The sequence below is a fragment of the Pseudomonas sp. GW822-FHT02E03 genome (assembly GCF_058802325.1).
The window spans coordinates 1-17,658 of record NZ_JBXAOA010000065.1 but is presented as its reverse complement, the minus strand read 5'-3'; the positions used below and the strand labels follow the sequence as shown (position 1 = coordinate 17,658).

Genomic DNA, 17,658 nt, shown 5'->3' with positions numbered 1-17,658 from the left:
GGGCAAGCCCGCTCCCACAGGTTTTGCGCTGACCTTGTGGGAGCGGGCTTGCCCGCGATGGCGTTCTTGAGACCTGCTTAGATCAGCGGCTCTTCCACCTTCTTGTGCTTCCAGCTGTCATGGCCCGGCAGCAACAGGTTCAGCGCAATCGCCACCACCGCGCACAGCGCGATGCCTTTGAGGCCGAAATCGTCCGGGCCTGTACCGGTGCCGATCAGCACTCCGCCAATCCCGAACACCAGCGTCACCGAGACAATCACCAGATTGCGTGCTTCGCCTAGGTCGATCTTGTGGCGAATCATGGTGTTCATCCCCACCGCAGCAATTGAACCGAACAACAGGCAGAGAATCCCGCCCATCACCGGCACCGGGATGCTTTGCAGCAGGGCGCCGAACTTGCCGATGAACGCCAGGCTGATTGCGAAGATCGCCGCCCAAGTCATGATTTTGGGGTTGTAGTTCTTGGTCAGCATCACCGCGCCAGTCACTTCGGCGTAGGTGGTGTTGGGCGGGCCGCCGAACAGACCGGCCGCGGTGGTGGCAATGCCATCGCCGAGCAATGTGCGGTGCAGGCCGGGCTTCTTCAAATAATCGCGCCCCGTCACGCTACCCACTGCAATCACGCCGCCGATGTGCTCGATCGCCGGCGCCAGGGCTACCGGAACGATGAACAGAATCGCCTGCCAGTTGAATTCCGGCGCCGTGAACTGTGGAATCGCAAACCACGGTGCAGCAGCAATCTTTGCGGTGTCGACCACGCCGAAATAGAACGCCATGGCAAAACCCACCAATACACCGGAGATGATCGGCACCAGGCGGAAAATGCCTTTGCCGAACACCGCGACGATCAGGGTGGTCAGCAGCGCCGGCATCGAGATCAACATCGCTGTCTGGTAAGGAATCAGTTCAGTGCCATCGCCAGCCTTGCCCATCGCCATGTTGGCGGCGATCGGTGCCATGGCCAGGCCGATGGAGATGATCACCGGGCCAATCACCACCGGTGGCAGCAGGCGGTCGATGAACCCGGTGCCTTTGATCTTCACGGCAAGGCCGAGGAAGGTGTAGACGAAACCGGCCGCCATCACCCCGCCCATGGTCGCCGCCAGGCCAAACTGGCCCTTGGCGAGAATGATCGGCGTGATGAAGGCGAAGCTCGATGCCAGGAACACCGGCACCTGACGCCCGGTGACGATCTGGAACAGAATCGTCCCCAAACCTGCGGTGAACAGCGCCACGTTCGGGTCGAGGCCGGTGATCAACGGCATCAACACCAGCGCGCCAAAGGCCACGAACAGCATCTGTGCACCCGACAGCACCGTGCGCCAGAGCGGATCGTTGAACTCTTGCTGCATGCTCAAGCGTCCTTCTGCTTGGTGCCGAAGATCTTGTCACCGGCATCGCCCAAGCCTGGGATGATGTAACCGTGTTCGTTGAGTTTTTCGTCAATGGAGGCGGTGTAGATCATCACGTCCGGGTGAGCTTTGCCTACAGCGGCGATGCCTTCAGGGGCAGCCACCAGGACCATCGCGCGGATGTCCTTGCAACCGGCCTTTTTCAGCAGGTCGATAGTGGCGACCATCGAGCCACCAGTGGCGAGCATCGGGTCGATGATCATCGCCAGACGCTCGTCGATTTCCGGTACCAGTTTCTCAAGGTAGGTGTGGGCTTCGAGGGTTTCCTCGTTGCGGGCCACGCCCACGGCGCTGACTTTGGCGCCCGGGATCAGGCTGAGCACGCCTTCGAGCATGCCGATACCGGCACGCAGGATCGGCACCACGGTAATCTTCTTGCCGGCGATTTTCTCGACCGACACCGTGCCGCACCAGCCTTCGATGTCGTAGCTTTCCAGCGGCAGGTCTTTGGTGGCTTCATAGGTCAGCAGGGCACCGACTTCCTGAGCGAGCTCACGGAAATTCTTCGTGCTAATGTCGGCGCGGCGCATAAGGCCAAGTTTATGACGGATCAGCGGATGGCGGATCTCAAGGATGGGCATGGGGAAAGGCTCCGGCGGCGGGCAAAAAAACCGGCCTAGATTAATCTATCCGAGGGTGTTGTCCTATAGACATACAGAACGTTAGTCCACAAACGCTTGATCTGGCCTCGCTTGATGCGTACCTTTGCCCGCTTTTCCGAATCCGTCCCTCCCCCTCAAACCCCTTGGAGAGCGCCATGTCCGCTGATCTCGAGCATATCCGTCAAATCATGCGAGAGGCTGACTGCCTGTACACCGAAGCTGAAGTCGAGGCGGCCATCGCCCGCGTCGGTGCACACATCAACGAACAACTGGCTGAAAGCAATCCGGTGGTGTTCTGTGTGATGAACGGCGGCCTGATTTTCGCCGGCAAGCTGCTCACCCATCTGCAATTCCCGCTGGAAGCGTCCTACCTGCACGCCACTCGCTATCGCAACGAAACCAGCGGCGGCGAGCTGTTCTGGAAAGCCAAGCCGGAAGTTTCGTTCATCGACCGTGACGTGCTGATCATCGACGACATCCTCGACGAGGGTCATACCCTGGGCGCGATCATCGACTTCTGCAAACACGCCGGTGCCCGCAAAGTGCACACCGCCGTGCTGATCGACAAGGACCACGACCGCAAGGCTCGCCCGGACCTGAAAGCCGATTTCGTCGGCCTGCCGTGCATCGACCGTTACATCTTCGGTTACGGCATGGACTACAAAGGCTACTGGCGTAACGCCAACGGGATTTTTGCCGTTAAAGGCATGTAAACAGGATGATTGTCTGGGGGCGATTGGCCGCCAGGTATGTTGAGGCTTGAATGCAAGGCCTCACATCGGGATGCGTGCGCAGCTTGCTTGAACTGCGCGCTCAGCCCTGTCCGACGAGCCAGCGTTCGCTTTTGCGTCGAGCCTGTTCCAGATTATTCACGTAGGCCAACTGTCTCTGTTCCCGATGGATGCCCGCGCGCCTGAGTTTCAGGCGTACCCGTGGAGCGGTTCCGACCAGAATCAGGCCGATGCCGTCGGTGCGGTAATCCCTGAGGATATTGTCGAAGGCCGCCAACGCCGTCATGTCCAGCATGGGCACGGCACTCATCTCGACAATCACCACTTTGACCTCCGGGCTGAATTTGCGCAGTACGCCCAGGGCTTTTTCCGCAGCACCGAAAAACAGCGGCCCGCGTATCGCATAGCAACGAACATGCTCCGGCATATCCTCTAAGGCTTGATGGAACTCGCGAGGCAGTTCGGCGGTGTCCGTGAGGTCGCTCATGCGTTTGATGAACAAACCGGCGGCCAGCAGCAGGCCGACGGCGACGGCCAGCACCATGTCGAACAGCACCGTCAGGCTCAGGCAGGTCAGCAAGACCAGCACATCGCTGCGCGGTGCAATGCGCAAGGTGTGCACGACGTGCCGGGCTTCGCTCATGTTCCACGCCACCATCACCAGCAATGCCGCCAGCGCCGCCATCGGCAAGTAGCTGAACAGGGGCGCGAGGGCGAGTATCGCCAGCAACACCACCGCACTGTGGATAATCGCCGCCAATGGCGAAAACGCTCCGCTGCGCACGTTGGTGGCGCTGCGGGCGATTGCCGCGGTGGCGGTAATGCCGCCGAACAGCGGTGCGACCAGATTGCCCAGGCCTTGACCCAGAAGTTCGGCGTTAGGGTCGTGTTTGCTGCCCGTCATGCCGTCGGCCACCACCGCGCACAACAATGATTCGATGGCACCGAGCATGGCGATGGCAAAGGCTGGCGCCATTAATTGGCGGATCAGGTCGTAAGACAGGTGCAGCGGCTGGCCGTAGGGCCCCGGCAGATTCCACGGCCAGTCGAAGCTCGGCAGAAATGGCGGTATGCCGGGATGGCTGACGCCATCGACGATATAGCTGAAGCGCTCCCCCAGCGTCGCAACCGCTAACCCGCCGCTTTCCAGTGCCACCCCCAGCAATGCGCCGACGGCCAGCGCCACCAGATGCCCCGGAATCCTCGGCACAAAACGCGGCCAGACGATCAGCACCGCCAGGCACATGACACCGATGATCCCGTCCCCCAGACGAGCGCTGGGTAACGCCTGGAGCAGCCCGCCTAATTGCTCGATGTAATGTTCGGCATGCCCGGTGGTACTCAGGCCCAACAAATCCTTTAATTGAAGGGTGGCGATGACAATGCCGATCCCGGCGGTAAAGCCCAAGGTCACTGGGTAAGGGATGTACTGAATCAGCCGTCCGGCCCGAATCAGCCCCAAGGCAATCAGGATTGCCCCGGCGAGCATGGTGCAAAGCAGCAGGCCACCCAGACCATATTGTTGGGTGATCGGCAGCAGTATCACCACGAATGCGGCTGTCGGCCCGCTGACATTGAAGCGCGAGCCTCCCGTCAGGGCGATCAGGGGTGCGGCGATCAGCACCGTATACAGACCTTGCTGGGGCGCTACCCCCACCGCAATCGCCAGGGCCATGGCCAGAGGGATGGCGATAATCCCGACCGTCACCCCGGCGCTGATATCGCCGCGCAAACGTCTGAGGCTATAACCTGCGCGCCAAGTCTGACGCCAGGCGGCGAATAACGGGGGCATGGAGAATGACATGGGTACTCCACAACAGAGGGTGCACTGTCGAAATGGGGCTGAAAGCTCTTTCAGTATGCCCAGCCTTGTCTTCCAGAGTATTGACCTGGATCGGTTATTCGCCGGGTAGATCCTCATGCTAGAGTGCTTGGCCCCGCCCCCGGAGCTTGTCATGAGCCTTTTGATCCGCAGCTGCGCCGCCCTGTTGCTGACCCTCAGCCTGCCCCTGGCCGCAGCCCCGTCGCCGATGCATTCACAGTTTTTGCCCCCGGACGACCTGACCCTGCGTGACGCTGAGCCCGAGCAGCAGCAACTGTTGCAGGTTACCGAGTATTCGGTGGTGATCGGCAGCCAGCGCCAGTCCAACCAACAGCCGATCCCGGTCACATCGCCATTGCTGATCCGCCTCAAGGGCAAATCCTTGAACAAGGGCGCGACCATCAGCCAGGTGCTGGTCAACTTCGATGGCGAAAGCAAAAGCCTGAAGAAGCCGATCTACGACGAAAAAAGCAAAACCCTGACGCTCTTCTACCCAATGACCCAGTACCGGGTGGTAATCGACTTGTTGCGCAACGACACGGTGTATTGCCAGTTCCTCAGCTACGCCAACGGCCATATCTGGGCCGATCTGCACACTGGCAGCGTTCGTCCGCGTTGAGCCTTACGCCCGGGCAGGGGTAAACTGCCCGCCCCGTGAAATGTCTGCGAGCTGGAGTCGGCAATGCGTAAAGATAAGAAGCAAGTGATTGGTGACGAGATCGGCGATGCACAGATCAAGCTGTTCCTCGATTTTGAGCCGGTCGACGCCACTTCACCGTCGCTGCACAAACTGATCAAGGCTTACCGTGGCCTGCGCATCGATGACTTCGAGCGTTTTCTGACGTTCTTTGTTGAAGCTGGTCTGGACCTGGATGGCAAGGATGTGCACGGCAATGACTTCGTTGCCCTGATCAAGGATCAGCGCAACGCGGCCGAATACATCGAGTTGATCGACAAGGCTCGCGGTTAAGATCAAAAGATCAGGATCAAAAGATCGCAGCCTCGCTTCGCTCGACAGCTCCTACAAATAGTTCGCTCATACCTGTAGGAGCTGTCGAGCGAAGCGAGGCTGCGATCTTTTCAGCGGCACAAAAAAAACGCCCCGCCTTCAATGAGGACGGGGCGTTTTTTATGCCGCCGAATCAAGCGTAGCTTTCGGTCTCGTTACTGGCTTCAACCAGTTCCAGCGCGACGTTGTTGTGCGCATTGATCTTGCGATACAGCGCAGCGTCGGTTTCCAGGACTTTTTCCCGAGCCGGGAAAATTTCCGCCAGTTTGGCAGCCCATTCACCGGAGGCTTTGTTCGGGAAGCATTTTTCGATCAGCTCAAGCATGATCGAAACAGTCACCGAAGCGCCTGGCGAGGCGCCGAGCAGGGCCGCAAGCGAACCGTCCTTGGCTGCGACCAGTTCGGTACCGAACTGCAGAACGCCGCCTTTCTTCGGGTCTTTCTTGATGATCTGCACCCGTTGACCGGCCACTTCCAGGCGCCAGTCTTCGGCTTTCGCTTCAGGGTAGAAACGACGCAGGGATTCCAGGCGCTGTTCCATCGACTGCATCACTTCGCTGACCAGGTACTTGGTCAGGTCCATGTTGTTTTTGGCCACGGCCAGCATCGGGCCGATGTTGCCGGCGCGGACTGACATTGGCAGGTCCATGAACGAGCCATGCTTGAGGAACTTGGTGGTGAAACCGGCGTAAGGCCCGAACAGCAGGGACTTCTTGCCGTCGACCACTCGGGTGTCCAGGTGCGGCACGGACATCGGTGGCGAACCGACCGCCGCCTGGCTGTAGACCTTGGCCTGATGGTGCTTGACCACCTCCGGGTTGTCGCAACGCAGCCATTGGCCGCTGATCGGGAAGCCGCCGAAGCCTTTGCTTTCTTCGATGCCCGAGGCTTGCAACAGCGGCAGTGCCGCCCCGCCAGCGCCGAGGAACACGAACTTGGCGTCAACATCACGGCTGTTGCCGGTATTGACGTCCTTGATGCTGACGGTCCAGCCGCCGTTGTTGCGCTTCAGGCCGGTGACGCGCTTGCAGTACTTGACCTGGGCATCGGGTGCGCTGGTCAGGTGCGTGAGCAATTGGTTGGTCAGGGCGCCGAAGTTGACGTCGGTACCGTTCATCACGCGGGTGGCGGCGACGACTTCGTCAGCCGGGCGGCCCGGCATCATCAACGGCATCCACTCGGCCATTTTGGCCTTGTCTTCGGTGTATTCCATGTCCGAGAAGGCGTGATGTTTGCTCAGCGTCTTGAAACGTTCCTTGAGGAAGGAGACGCCGTCGTCGCCCTGCACGAAGCTCAGGTGCGGCACCGGGCTGATGAACGACTTGCACGAGCCGAACGTGCCTTTCTTGGTCAGGTAGGACCAGAACTGCTTCGACACCTCGAACTGGGTGTTGATATGCACGGCTTTCTTGATGTCGACGGTGCCGTCGGCGGCCTGCGGCGTGTAGTTCAGCTCACACAGCCCGGCGTGACCGGTACCGGCGTTGTTCCACGGATTGGAACTCTCCGCGGCACCGGAATCCATCAGCTCGACGACTTCCAGCTTGATCGCGGGGTCGAGCTCTTTGAGCAGTACCGCAAGGGTGGCACTCATGATGCCGGCCCCAACCAGTACTACGTCGACTGCTTCGTTATGCGCCATTTAACGCGTCTCCAAAATCTGCAGCACCAAATTGTCGGCATAGCTGCCAGGCGTTCCGGGGCGATGTCAGTGATGCCCCAGGTACCCATGGCCAGGATCGCCATGTCCGAATCTTCGCAATTTTTTGCAACTTCGACGGATGCATGCGGCCTGGCTTCAAGAGTCACATGAACTCATTTCGGCACGCAGCTGGCAATTCGACTTATGGTCGAGACATCCGTTTGTGCAACCAAATCCGTAGCGGACAGGCTTCAGGCTCCGGTGTTCAAGGAATACTCGGTCCTGTGTCGTTGGGCTGTTGTAGACGCTAATGGTGCATGTTCAGACGCAAAACTATTCATTTGCTCGCCACACTCTTGTGAAGTTGTGAAAACCCGTTTTTTTCACGCTCTTTTGAAGACGTGAACCTCAAAAAAGGGCTGTCCCAGCCTGGCACTGTGCCCGGATGGATTGCCGCCATGGGGTACATGACAGGCAAAACGGGCAAATAGCTCAGTAACCGAGCGTAATGACAGCTCTGCAGATTCGCGAAAAGTGGTGTTTTTGCTTAGGGAACAGCAAGCGCGCCAGCTTCACTCGATCTGTGTGGGCGGCTCTCTGTGGGCGGTGCGGGGGTGTCAATACCGAGGCATTGACGATGCTGCGAGGCCCGATCAGGAGACGTCCTTATAATCGGGGGGAGATTGTATCTAAGAAACGCAGGGAAATGGTCGTGTTTAATGACTTTTATTAGGCGTCCGGTCAGGTGGTCAACAGTTGTTGTGCCCGCGCACGTGGCTGGCGCTGGCTGACACGGGCGCTGGCGGGCAGGGGATGGTGCAGCCAGTTGAGGCGGATTTCTTCGATTTCGACCCAGCCATCGCCCATGGGCTGGAGGCTGCACTGTTTGAACGCCTGGCAGCGGCCATCGCGGTCGAGCAGGGCAAAACAGCGATGCAGTGGACGTGGCGCGAACATTGAGATGAGAAAACGCATGGCAAAGTACCTTGTGGGGTGACTGCTGTGAAGGTTGCCAGTGAGCCATGACGTGCATGTGTAAGGTCGGTGACAGATGTGTGACAGGAACCGCGCTGCGCCGTGTTTGTCAGAGATTTCAGTAATCGTTGTGCGAAGCTAGTTCGCCGCAGTGGCGCACCGCTATACTGCGGGCCTGTTTGTGCCTGATTCTGGAGAGAAGAGCATGTTGCAACGCCTGTTGTTCGGTTTGATTACTGTGACCAGTTTGACCCTCGTCGGCTGCGCCCACAGCCCGCAACAACTGAACCCGGAACCCAAGCTGACAGCTCAGCTGGCGCCGGTCGGCCGTGGCCAGCCGGTGGTGGTGCGTGTGGTGGACGGTCGTCCGTCGCCAACGCTGGGGACTCGTGGTGGTCTGTATCCGGAGACCAGTGCAATCACCGTGCAGGGCGCGCAGATTCTGCCGAAGTTGCAGGCTCAGGCTGAAGCGGCCGTGCGCTTGCTGGGCTTTACCCCGACGGCCAATGCGCTGAATGCACCGCAATTGACGGTGACCCTGGCCGAGCTTAAGTATCAGTCGCCCAAGGAAGGCCTGTATGTGACTGAGGCAACGATTGGCGCGACGTTCCGTTCGGATGTGCAGAATGCCAACCGTCGTTACAGCGGTCGCTACGGCGCGTCGCTCGATCAGCGTTTTGGCATGGCGCCGAATCAGGAAACCAATACCAAGCTGGTCAGTGATGTGTTGAGTGATGCGTTGACCCGCTTGTTCAAGGACCCGACGATTGGTCAGGTGCTTGCCGAGTAACGGTTTGCTTCTTGTTTAAAGAACCCGGTGTCAGTGATGGCGCCGGGTTTTTTTGTGTCCGCAGATTCATTGTGAGAGCGGGCTTGCCCGCGAAGGCAGCCTGACAGCCGGCCAATCTCTCGCAGATGTACACGATTCAAATGTGGGAGCGAGCCTGCTCGCGATGGCGGCGTGACAGGCGACATCAATGTTGTATGTGAGAAAGCCTTCGCGGGCAAGCCTCGCTCCTACAGGGGATCAGCTGTGCGGCGCAGGTTTTGGTATGGCGACGTTATCCAGCATCCGGTTCACCGCCAGTTCTGCCAGCATGACGATCTGTTGAATCGCCATCGCCGTATACCGATGCGGCCCTTCCAGATACCCCGCAAAATCACTCGCCATCACACTGGCCTGGGCCAACGATTCACAGGTGTGGGCCAACAGGTCTTCGTCTTTGATATCCGGTGCAACCATATACATCGTGCTCGGTTTGCGGGCCACGGGGGATTTGAGGGCGGAGGGGTTGAGGTAGTGATCGAGTGCGCGGTTGGCGGCGTCGTGGAATTTTTTTGAATCGTTGGATTCGTAGGGCGAAACGTTCTCGGTTTCTGGAGGATTGGGTGTGGCTTTGAACATGGTGACGCTCCGAATGAAAGGTTTAGCTGCCACGATCGCTGCGACGCGATTGAAGGAGGCAGCTGTACGCGGGGTCGCAGACCGAGCCATTCGGAAACCCGGCATACCCGAAGGTATCCCGCGCACAGCCACCATTAAACCAAACGACTAGCACCGAAGCGCTCCGGTTTGGGCCGGCGATTATGCACCAAATGAGCTGAACTGAACGGACTGCGACGCCCGGTCGCTGATGTGCAGCGACCCCCAAAGCCTATCCACCCCATTTCCGAGCGACAACCTTCAAAACCTGTCGGAATCTTCCGTTTCAATCACTGCGCTTGTAGGACGCTCAAGCCGCCTCCGAATAAAAATCCAGCACGCTCACCCCCGTCAGCAAATCCGTTTCCGGCAAATCCGCATGTTGATGCCCACCCAGCGCGCAATACACCAGCCAATGCCGGTCCTGAACGTTGAAGGCGAGGCTGCCGACTAAGGTTTGTTGTTCGTCGCTTTGGGCAATGAGGTAGAGGCGGTCCTGGTTTTCGGCGTGGAGCATGACGGAGTCCGTGTCGGTTTCGAGGGGCGACAGACTGGCGGATTCAGATGACGGTGCCATGACACAGGACAGCAATCGGCTAAATGGTTTCGTTATTTGTCGGAAAGCCGGGGCAGGTTGGGGCAGTTTCGGTAGAATCCGCGCCGTGGTCGTCGGTCCGGCGTCTGCTACACCGGTTTGCCTGAGGTTTGTGATGTCGCTGCAATTGATTTCGCTTCTTACTGCTCATCCCGCCAAATTGATCAATTTGCTGGCCTTGCTGTTCGCCTTCCCGGGCGGCTGGTTGCTGCACGCCACCCGTCGCCGCGAACAGCGCGCCCTGGCCAGTATCGAGGCGCAGCGCCAAAGTCGTCCCAGCGAAGAGCCAACACTGGATTGGGCGACCCTGCGCATGAACCGGTTTTTCTACCGCTTCGGTTTCGCCTGCCTCGGGATGGCGTTGCTGGTGTCGTGGATCAGTACTCGCGTCTGAAAATCTGACACAAGACCCTGTGGCGAGGGAGCTTGCTCCCGCTGGGCTGCGAAGCGGCCCCAAACCAGTCACCCTGGTAGTGTCAGATGCACCGCGAGCGCTGACTTTATGACTGCTGCGCAGCCGGGCGGGAGCAAGTACAGTGCCTGACTGTCCTGTCGCATCAAGACAAACAAAAACGGCGCCCGAAGGCGCCGTTGTCATTTCCAGCCATTGCCTTACAGCGGCAACCCGGCCTTGACCCGATACTGATTGCGCACCGGCGTCGCATATTGCAGCACCAGGAACGGACGATGCTCCTCAGGGCAAGCCTCCAGCCGGCGCTGCCATTCTTCCTGAGCCTTGGCCAGTTCGTCCGCCGCAAACACCTCGGCCGCTTTCGGCACCGGCAATTGCGGGTCGGCGTCCTTCCACTGCGCATAGGCCAGGTAGTGCACCGGGAACAACCGGTAACCACCAAGAATCTGCTTGTCCATTTCGATCGCCAATTGCTTGGTATCTTCGAACAATTCGGTGATCGGCGCGGCGAAGTTCACATGGACCCGGCCTTTGTAACCGGTGATACCTTTGGCGATGCTCACGTCATCCTCGCCCGGCACCTTGGTGTAGCTGCCGGTGGTGGCGCGGATGTACAGCTCGCGCGCCTTGGCCTGGTCGCACGGGTCGTATTCGTAGCTGATCGACACCGGGGTGAGGTTCAGCGAGCGGATGACTTCGCCGAACGGCTCGTCCTTGCGGCTCATGTGGAACATCTTGAGGATCGCCGACTCGGTGCGGTCGTCGCCGTCTTTGGCCCGGCCTTCAGCCTGGGCGATCCAGATCGAGGCGCAGTCGTTGCGGATCGAGTGGTTGATGTACGCCGACAACAGCTGATACGCCGCCATTTTTTCCCGGCGACCGGTGATCGAGCGGTGCACGATGAAGCTCTTGTTCAGGCGCATCAAATCGCTGACAAAAGGCTTTTGCAGCAAGTTGTCGCCAATGGCAATGCGCGGGGTAGGCAGGCCGGCGTGGTACACGGCGTAGTTGACGAAGGCCGGGTCCATCACGATGTCGCGGTGGTTGGCGATGAACAGGTAGGCGCTGCCGGACTTGAATTGCTCCACGCCGGTGTACGTCACACCGTCCGTGGCACGCTCGATGGTGTGGTCGACGTAAAACTCGACTTTGTCCTGCAAGGTGGCCACCGAGTTGACGCCGGCGAACTCACGGCGCAGTCGATGAGCTATAAGAGGTTTGAGCATCCAGCCGAAGGCACCGGCATAGCGCGGGAAGCGGAAGTGGATGAGGATATCTAGAAACGCCTTGTCGCCGAGCAGCCGGTTCAGCACTGCCGGGACTTCGCTGTCGTCGTAAGGTCGGATGGCATCGAATTCGCCCATCATGCTCTCTTGTTAGAAACGGCTAGGGTAAGTAAAGGTTTTGATCGAAAACCAACGGGGCACGGTCTGAAAAGTTAGCCAGACGAAAATAGCCCTGCAAATAGACCGGCGATTATACGCACAAGTCACTTGGGAGACCGCGATGCTGGAAACAGAGCGCTATGAATGCCCGTATTGCGGTGAGGAATCCGAGGCGGTTCTGGATTTGTCCGGTGGCGATCAGGAATATATTGAAGACTGTCCGGTCTGTTGTCGGCCGATCAGGTTTCATCTCGAAACCGATGGTTTGGAATGGATGCTCGAGGTTTACAGCGAAGACGAGTGAGGGCGCGAATGCAGCGAATCTACGAGCCGGAAAATCTCATGGAAGGCGAACTGCTTCAAAGCATGCTCGCCAGTGAGGGTATCGAGGCGCATCTGGCAGGCCGGGATTTGATCGGCGGCACCGGGGAATTGCCGATGTTCGGCCTGTTGGGTTTATCGGTCGATAACGACCAGGCCGAATACGCCCGGGAGCTGATCACCGCGTACAATGCCGCGCTGCCGCTGTCCGGCGATGAGCCGGAGAGTTTTCCCGGCACGCTGGTCTGTTAGGCTGACGTTCGTTTGATCAAGAGTCGTATTGCCCCATGTGTGGACGTTATGCCCTGTTTCGCTGGAACCCCGCCTTCGCGGCCCTGCCCGGATTCCCCGCCGATCAGCAGGCCCAGTGGAATATCTCCCCCAACGATTCGGTGTTAATGCTGCGTGCCGGCGCAGACGGGCAACGTGAGTTGGCCCGCGCCCGCTGGGGCCTGACGCCGCCGTGGCTGACCGACCTGTCCCGCACCCCGGCCCATGCCCGCGCCGAAACCGTTGCCGAACAGCCGATGTTTCGCGAAGCCTTGCGCCTGCGTCGTTGCCTGCTACCAGCCAATGGTTTCTATGAATGGCGCGGCACTACCCGCAAACGTCCGTACTGGCTGACCCCGGGGGAGGGCTCGGCGCTGTTCTTCGCGGCGATCTGGGAGGCGTATCCGGTGCAGGAGCAGGTGTGGTTGAGTACGGCGGTGATCACCCAGCCGGCCTCGAGTCAACGTCGACCGTTGATTCTCGATGCGGCGGGGCAGCAAGCCTGGCTCGACCCCGAAACGCCGTTGCATGCCTTGCAGGCGTTGCTGGCCAGTGAGCCCGCGGCGTTGCGCGAGCGGGTGCTGGCGAATCTGGTGAATGATCCGAAGCTTAATGGGCCGGAGTGTTTGACTCCGGGTTGATCTGTTGTCTGGGTTGACGTCATCGCGGGCAAGCCCGCTCCCACAGGGATTTATGGTGTTCACAAAACCTGTGCGAGGCTTGCCCGCGAAGAGGCCTTCGGATCAAACCTTGAACTGATTGATCAACCGCCGCTGCTGTTCCGCCAACTTGGTCAAATCCGCACTGGCCGCGCTCGATTCATCCGCTCCGCCGGCCACTTCATTGGCCACTTGCCCGATGTTGATCACGTTACGGTTGATGTCGTCCGCCACCGCGCTCTGTTCCTCGGCGGCGCTGGCGATCTGGGTGTTCATGTCGTTGATCACCGACACCGCCTGGGTAATTGTTTCCAGCGCCTCGGCCGCTTTCGCCGCGTGTTGCACACTTTCGTCGGTGCGGTTCTGGCTGTCTTCCATGACCCGCACCACATCGCGGGTGCCTTGCTGCAGATGCTGGATCATGGTCTGGATTTCCTCAGTGGCCTTCTGGGTTTTCTGCGCCAGGTTGCGCACTTCATCGGCCACCACTGCAAACCCACGACCTTGCTCACCGGCACGGGCGGCTTCGATGGCCGCGTTCAAGGCCAGCAGGTTGGTCTGCTCGGCGATACCGCGAATGGCCGTCAGGATCGCGTTGATGTTTTCGCTGTCCTTGGCCAGGGTCTGCACCACGCCGACGGCCTTGCCGATTTCCACCGCCAAAACGCCAATCGAATTCGACGTATCCCGGACGATTTGCATGCCTTGCGCCGCTGCCTGATCCGCATGGCTGGCGGCTTGCGCGGCCTGGGTGGCGTTGCGTGCCACGTCCTGGGCGGTGGCGGTCATTTCATGCACGGCGGTCGCGACCTGATCGATCTCGGCCATTTGTTTGTGCACACCAATGTTGGTGCGGATGGCGATGTCGGCGGTGTGTTCCGAGGAATCACTGACGCTCTGCACCGACGTCACCACTTGCGTGATCATCGCCTGCAACTTGGCGAGGAAGGTGTTGAAGCCTTTGGCGATCGAGCCCAATTCGTCGGCGCGGTCACTGGTCAGACGACGGGTCAGGTCGCCTTCGCCCTGGGCAATGTCGTCGAGCATCGCCACCATTTGCTTGAGCGGGCGAGCAATGCCATGGCCCACCAGCCAGATCACCAGCAAACCGATACTCGCGATCAACAGGCCGACCATGGCCATGCCAAAGGTGTCGGATTTGCGCTGTGCGTCCAGATCACCCTGAAGCTTTTGCAGGTCCGCCATCACCGCATTCAGTGGCAGCTGCAGCATCAAGGTCCAGCGGGCGTCGGTCTGGCCGATGCCGAAGGGCAGGTACAGCTCGATCCGGCCCTGGGCCTTGTCGACGGTGTAAGTGACTTCGCCGCGCTTGAGATTGGCCATGTTGGCAATCTGTTTGCTGTCGAGGATGTCGCTGACTTTCTCGCCGAATTTGCTGGGGTCTTTGGTGTAGGCGACGATCCGGCCGTTACCGCCGATCAGGGCCATTTCACCGGCGCCGCTGTACAGTTTCTGATTCGCCCCCAGGAGCATTTCCTGGATGAAGTTCACTGACAGGTCGGCGCCGACGATGCCCTGGAATACGCCATTGAGCATGATCGGCTCAATGAAAGAGGCGAGCATGACGATCTTGTCGCCGACCTTGTAGGGCGCCGGATCGATCACGCAGGATTTTTTGGTTTCCTTGGAGCACAGGTAGTACTCGCTGGCGCGTACGCCGGTGGACAGGGTTTTCTGGTCGTCGACGTCCACCAGTTTGTCCAGGCCCAGGCTGCCGTCTTCATTGCGGAACCACCACGGCAGGAAACGGCCGTTGCTGGCGTCGATACCGACTACTGGAGTGTCGATGTAGGCCGCATCGTTGTGGTCGAGTGCGTTTTTTTCCCAGCCGATGTAGGTGCCGAGAATTTTCGGGTTGCGAGCCACGTTTTCCTTGATCAAGTTGATCAGTTGCTCACGGCTCAGGCTCAACTGTGGCTGACCATCGGCGCCCGGGGTACCGATCAACGCGTTGACCCGCACCAGGCCACCGGCGATCAGCAGCGGTGCCTCGAGTTCGCGCTGGATCTGGCTGACCTGGGTTTGCGCCAGCGAGGTCAGGCGTTGTTCGATGACTTGTTCGAACTGCGCCTGGGTCCGTTGCTGGACCATGTCTTGGGTCCGGGCGCCGGAAAACAGCGCATACAGCACCAGGGCTGCAACGACGCTGAGCACAATGGCGCCGGCCAGGGCGGCAACGGAAAACTGGATCGACTTGAATTTCATGGGTGCTCCGCACGCAAGAGGACGTCTGCGGTGCTGTATCGGCAGGAAGCTGGAAGGTCATGAACGATGCATGACGAATTGGCTGTTTTGGAGTGCTGGATGTCGCAAATGAATCACTGCTGGCCGTGAGCGGCCGTTGTGGGCACTGTTATGTGAAATTTTTCCTACGGTGATAAGGGCTTTGTCTGAAATGTACGTGCTACACGTCCGTTGTATCTGGCGCCGATACAAATCCCCACCTAGGATACGCGGCATGTTTCCAGGGAGCTTCTTGATGAATAAGACATTGGTTTTGTGTGCACTGAGCGCAGGTCTGCTGCTCGCCGGTTGTCAGTCGGTCAACACCACTAGCGGTGGGGCCGTGGGCGTTGAGCGCAAGCAATACATGTTCAGCATGTTGTCGACCTCTGAGGTCAACCAGATGTACGCCCAGTCTTATCAAAAGACCGTCGGGGAGGCGAGCAGCAAAGGCGTGCTGGACAAAACCAGTAACAGTGCCAAGCGCGTCCAGGCGATCTCCAGTCGCCTGATTGCCCAGGCGCCGGTGTTCCGTCCGGATTCGGCCCAGTGGCAATGGGAAGTGAACCTGATCAAGAGCGACGAGCTGAATGCCTCCTGCGGGCCTGGCGGCAAGATCTTTTTCTACACCGGGCTGATCGACACCTTGCAACTCACCGACGACGAAATCGCCGCCATCATCGGCCATGAAATCGCTCACGCCTTGCGCGAGCACGGTCGCGAAGCGATGTCCAAGGCCTACGGTATCGAAATGGCCAAGCAGGGTGCTGGCGCGTTGTTCGGCCTGGGCGAGGGTGGCCTGGCTCTGGCGGACACCGTGGCGAAATACGGCATGACCTTGCCCAACAGTCGCGAGAATGAAAATGAGGCAGACCTGATCGGCCTCGAATTGGCGGCCCGTGCCGGTTACAACCCGAACGCCGCGATCACCCTGTGGAACAAAATGAGCAAAGCCTCGAATGGCGCACCGCCAGAATTCTTGAGCACTCACCCGGCGTCGACCAGTCGGATTGCTGCCTTGCAAGCGGCGATTCCGAAGGTGATGCCGTTGTACGAGAAAGCATCGAAATCCTGATAGATATGTGTTGATACCGCTGACGCCTTCGCGGGCAAGCCCGCTCCCACAGGGGATTTTCTGTGAACACATTATTTGTGAACACTGAAGATCAAATGTGGGAGCGGGCTTGCTCGCGAAGAACGATAACGCGGTCTAACGACCTACCGCGTCAAACCCACCCACTGCTCTGCATCGCCTTGTACACCGCAACAATCGCCAGGATCAGGAACGCTGACGCCGCCAGGCGACGGATCAGGGTCAAGGGCAGTTTGTCTGCCGCAAAATTACCTGCCAGTACCACCGGCACGTTAGCAATCAACATCCCGGCGGTTGTGCCGATGATCACCAGCCACAGGTCCGGGTATTGTGCAGCGAGCATCACGGTTGCAACTTGGGTCTTGTCGCCCATTTCCGCGAGGAAGAACGCAATCAGGGTGGTCAGGAACGGCCCGAATTTGCGGGCGGTGCTGGCTTCGTCTTCGTCCATCTTGTCCGGCACCAGCGTCCACAGGGCCGTGGCGGTAAAGCTCGCGGCGAGGATCCAGTGCAACGTCGCATTCGAGAAGAAACTGCCGAACCAGGCGCCTACCGCGCCGGCGGCCGCATGGTTGGCCAGGGTCGCGGCGACGATGCCGGCGATGATCGGCCAGGGTTTGCGAAAGCGGGCGGCAAGAATGAGCGCGAGCAGTTGCGTCTTGTCGCCGATTTCGGCCAAGGCAACGATTGCGGTGGGAACGAGTAGAGAGTCCAACATCATCAGGGTTTTCCTAAGGGGCGGGTCGACACGGCTATGACACGTACAGCCTTCCCGCCCCGGGTAAGGTGTTCGTGTCATAGGTCTTGTCAAACCCTGCGATCCGTCTGATGCGGACGCTTGGGTCGCATACGCCATGGTCTTTTGACCAAGTATGTTGACGTATGCCGGACGAGCATGGCGCTCGTGGGAGACTACTCCCCTAGGACGGAGCGGATTCTGCCTAGGCAAATCCGATTGGGCAAGCCCCAATGTCGGTAGTCAGGTTGCAGAACCTGTGGGAGCGGGGGGGGGGGGGGGGGGGGGGGGGGGGGGGGGGGGGGGGGGGGGGGGGGGGGGGGGGGG

Annotated in this window: 19 protein-coding genes and 1 riboswitch; of the genes, 9 read left to right on the top strand and 10 right to left on the bottom strand. The window is 59.5% G+C overall.

The window, feature by feature from the left end; translation table 11 throughout:
• Positions 1 to 77 precede the first annotated feature (77 nt).
• Together AC1RQB_RS26715 and upp are read right to left on the bottom strand one after the other, a co-directional pair.
• Complete coding sequence (locus AC1RQB_RS26715; protein WP_063342548.1) at positions 78 to 1,352, bottom strand: uracil-xanthine permease family protein; 1,275 nt, start codon at positions 1,350 to 1,352, stop codon at positions 78 to 80.
• A 2-nt stretch (positions 1,353 to 1,354) separates the two neighbouring features.
• Positions 1,355 to 1,993, bottom strand: coding sequence for a uracil phosphoribosyltransferase (upp, locus tag AC1RQB_RS26710; RefSeq protein ID WP_007905839.1), 639 nt, complete (start codon positions 1,991 to 1,993; stop codon positions 1,355 to 1,357).
• A gap of 176 nt (positions 1,994 to 2,169) precedes the next feature.
• Here upp and AC1RQB_RS26705 point away from each other — a divergent pair, with 176 nt between their 5' ends.
• Positions 2,170 to 2,727, top strand: a complete 558-nt coding sequence (locus tag AC1RQB_RS26705) for a hypoxanthine-guanine phosphoribosyltransferase (RefSeq protein WP_008074226.1) — start codon at positions 2,170 to 2,172, stop codon at positions 2,725 to 2,727.
• A 100-nt stretch (positions 2,728 to 2,827) separates the two neighbouring features.
• Here the strand turns inward: AC1RQB_RS26705 and dauA are convergent, their stop codons facing one another.
• Positions 2,828 to 4,549: a C4-dicarboxylic acid transporter DauA gene (gene dauA / locus AC1RQB_RS26700; protein ID WP_063342549.1), complete on the bottom strand. Its 1,722-nt coding sequence runs from the start codon at positions 4,547 to 4,549 to the stop codon at positions 2,828 to 2,830.
• A 151-nt stretch (positions 4,550 to 4,700) separates the two neighbouring features.
• On the opposite strand from dauA, the gene AC1RQB_RS26695 reads away from it, so the two are divergent.
• Complete coding sequence (locus AC1RQB_RS26695) at positions 4,701 to 5,186, top strand: hypothetical protein (RefSeq protein WP_063342550.1); 486 nt, start codon at positions 4,701 to 4,703, stop codon at positions 5,184 to 5,186.
• 63 nt (positions 5,187 to 5,249) lie between these two features.
• Positions 5,250 to 5,537, top strand: coding sequence for a PA4642 family protein (locus tag AC1RQB_RS26690; RefSeq protein ID WP_008074228.1), 288 nt, complete (start codon positions 5,250 to 5,252; stop codon positions 5,535 to 5,537).
• A gap of 172 nt (positions 5,538 to 5,709) precedes the next feature.
• Here AC1RQB_RS26690 and mqo read toward each other — a convergent pair whose 3' ends face one another.
• Entirely contained in the window at positions 5,710 to 7,218 is a 1,509-nt protein-coding gene (gene mqo / locus AC1RQB_RS26685) for a malate dehydrogenase (quinone) (RefSeq protein WP_063342551.1), read from the bottom strand.
• Positions 7,219 to 7,959: 741 nt separating this feature from the next.
• Complete coding sequence (locus AC1RQB_RS26680) at positions 7,960 to 8,193, bottom strand: hypothetical protein (RefSeq protein ID WP_008012002.1); 234 nt, start codon at positions 8,191 to 8,193, stop codon at positions 7,960 to 7,962.
• A 205-nt stretch (positions 8,194 to 8,398) separates the two neighbouring features.
• On the opposite strand from AC1RQB_RS26680, the gene AC1RQB_RS26675 reads away from it, so the two are divergent.
• The gene (locus tag AC1RQB_RS26675) at positions 8,399 to 8,983 is read left to right on the top strand and encodes a YajG family lipoprotein (RefSeq protein ID WP_007905851.1); all 585 of its coding nucleotides are present in this window, start codon (positions 8,399 to 8,401) and stop codon (positions 8,981 to 8,983) included.
• A gap of 237 nt (positions 8,984 to 9,220) precedes the next feature.
• Here AC1RQB_RS26675 and AC1RQB_RS26670 read toward each other — a convergent pair whose 3' ends face one another.
• Together AC1RQB_RS26670 and AC1RQB_RS26665 are read right to left on the bottom strand one after the other, a co-directional pair.
• Positions 9,221 to 9,598 (bottom strand): DUF6124 family protein, encoded by a 378-nt coding sequence (locus tag AC1RQB_RS26670; protein ID WP_063342552.1) that lies wholly within the window; start codon positions 9,596 to 9,598, stop codon positions 9,221 to 9,223.
• Between the two features lie 328 nt (positions 9,599 to 9,926).
• Positions 9,927 to 10,133, bottom strand: a complete 207-nt coding sequence (locus AC1RQB_RS26665; RefSeq protein ID WP_007939788.1) for a hypothetical protein — start codon at positions 10,131 to 10,133, stop codon at positions 9,927 to 9,929.
• A 193-nt stretch (positions 10,134 to 10,326) separates the two neighbouring features.
• On the opposite strand from AC1RQB_RS26665, the gene AC1RQB_RS26660 reads away from it, so the two are divergent.
• Positions 10,327 to 10,605 (top strand): hypothetical protein, encoded by a 279-nt coding sequence (locus AC1RQB_RS26660; protein ID WP_008072140.1) that lies wholly within the window; start codon positions 10,327 to 10,329, stop codon positions 10,603 to 10,605.
• 218 nt (positions 10,606 to 10,823) lie between these two features.
• On the opposite strand, the gene AC1RQB_RS26655 is transcribed toward AC1RQB_RS26660, so the two are convergent.
• Entirely contained in the window at positions 10,824 to 11,990 is a 1,167-nt protein-coding gene (locus tag AC1RQB_RS26655; RefSeq protein WP_063342553.1) for a 1-acyl-sn-glycerol-3-phosphate acyltransferase, read from the bottom strand.
• A 139-nt stretch (positions 11,991 to 12,129) separates the two neighbouring features.
• On the opposite strand from AC1RQB_RS26655, the gene AC1RQB_RS26650 reads away from it, so the two are divergent.
• The 3 genes from AC1RQB_RS26650 to AC1RQB_RS26640 are packed head-to-tail and all read left to right on the top strand — an operon-like array spanning position 12,130 to position 13,240.
• Entirely contained in the window at positions 12,130 to 12,312 is a 183-nt protein-coding gene (locus AC1RQB_RS26650) for a CPXCG motif-containing cysteine-rich protein (protein ID WP_008014176.1), read from the top strand.
• A gap of 8 nt (positions 12,313 to 12,320) precedes the next feature.
• Positions 12,321 to 12,581: a putative signal transducing protein gene (locus AC1RQB_RS26645; protein ID WP_063342554.1), complete on the top strand. Its 261-nt coding sequence runs from the start codon at positions 12,321 to 12,323 to the stop codon at positions 12,579 to 12,581.
• Between the two features lie 35 nt (positions 12,582 to 12,616).
• Entirely contained in the window at positions 12,617 to 13,240 is a 624-nt protein-coding gene (locus AC1RQB_RS26640) for an SOS response-associated peptidase (RefSeq protein ID WP_008072136.1), read from the top strand.
• Between the two features lie 102 nt (positions 13,241 to 13,342).
• Here the strand turns inward: AC1RQB_RS26640 and AC1RQB_RS26635 are convergent, their stop codons facing one another.
• Positions 13,343 to 15,484: a methyl-accepting chemotaxis protein gene (locus AC1RQB_RS26635; protein ID WP_063342555.1), complete on the bottom strand. Its 2,142-nt coding sequence runs from the start codon at positions 15,482 to 15,484 to the stop codon at positions 13,343 to 13,345.
• Positions 15,485 to 15,758: 274 nt separating this feature from the next.
• Between AC1RQB_RS26635 and AC1RQB_RS26630 the strand changes: the two genes are divergently transcribed.
• Positions 15,759 to 16,577 carry a M48 family metallopeptidase gene (locus AC1RQB_RS26630; protein WP_032830414.1) on the top strand — a complete coding sequence of 273 codons (819 nt, stop codon included), beginning with the start codon at positions 15,759 to 15,761 and terminating at the stop codon, positions 16,575 to 16,577.
• Between the two features lie 151 nt (positions 16,578 to 16,728).
• On the opposite strand, the gene AC1RQB_RS26625 is transcribed toward AC1RQB_RS26630, so the two are convergent.
• Complete coding sequence (locus AC1RQB_RS26625) at positions 16,729 to 17,313, bottom strand: TMEM165/GDT1 family protein (RefSeq protein ID WP_032830419.1); 585 nt, start codon at positions 17,311 to 17,313, stop codon at positions 16,729 to 16,731.
• 91 nt (positions 17,314 to 17,404) lie between these two features.
• Positions 17,405 to 17,529: riboswitch (yybP-ykoY riboswitch) on the bottom strand.
• Positions 17,530 to 17,658 lie beyond the last annotated feature (129 nt).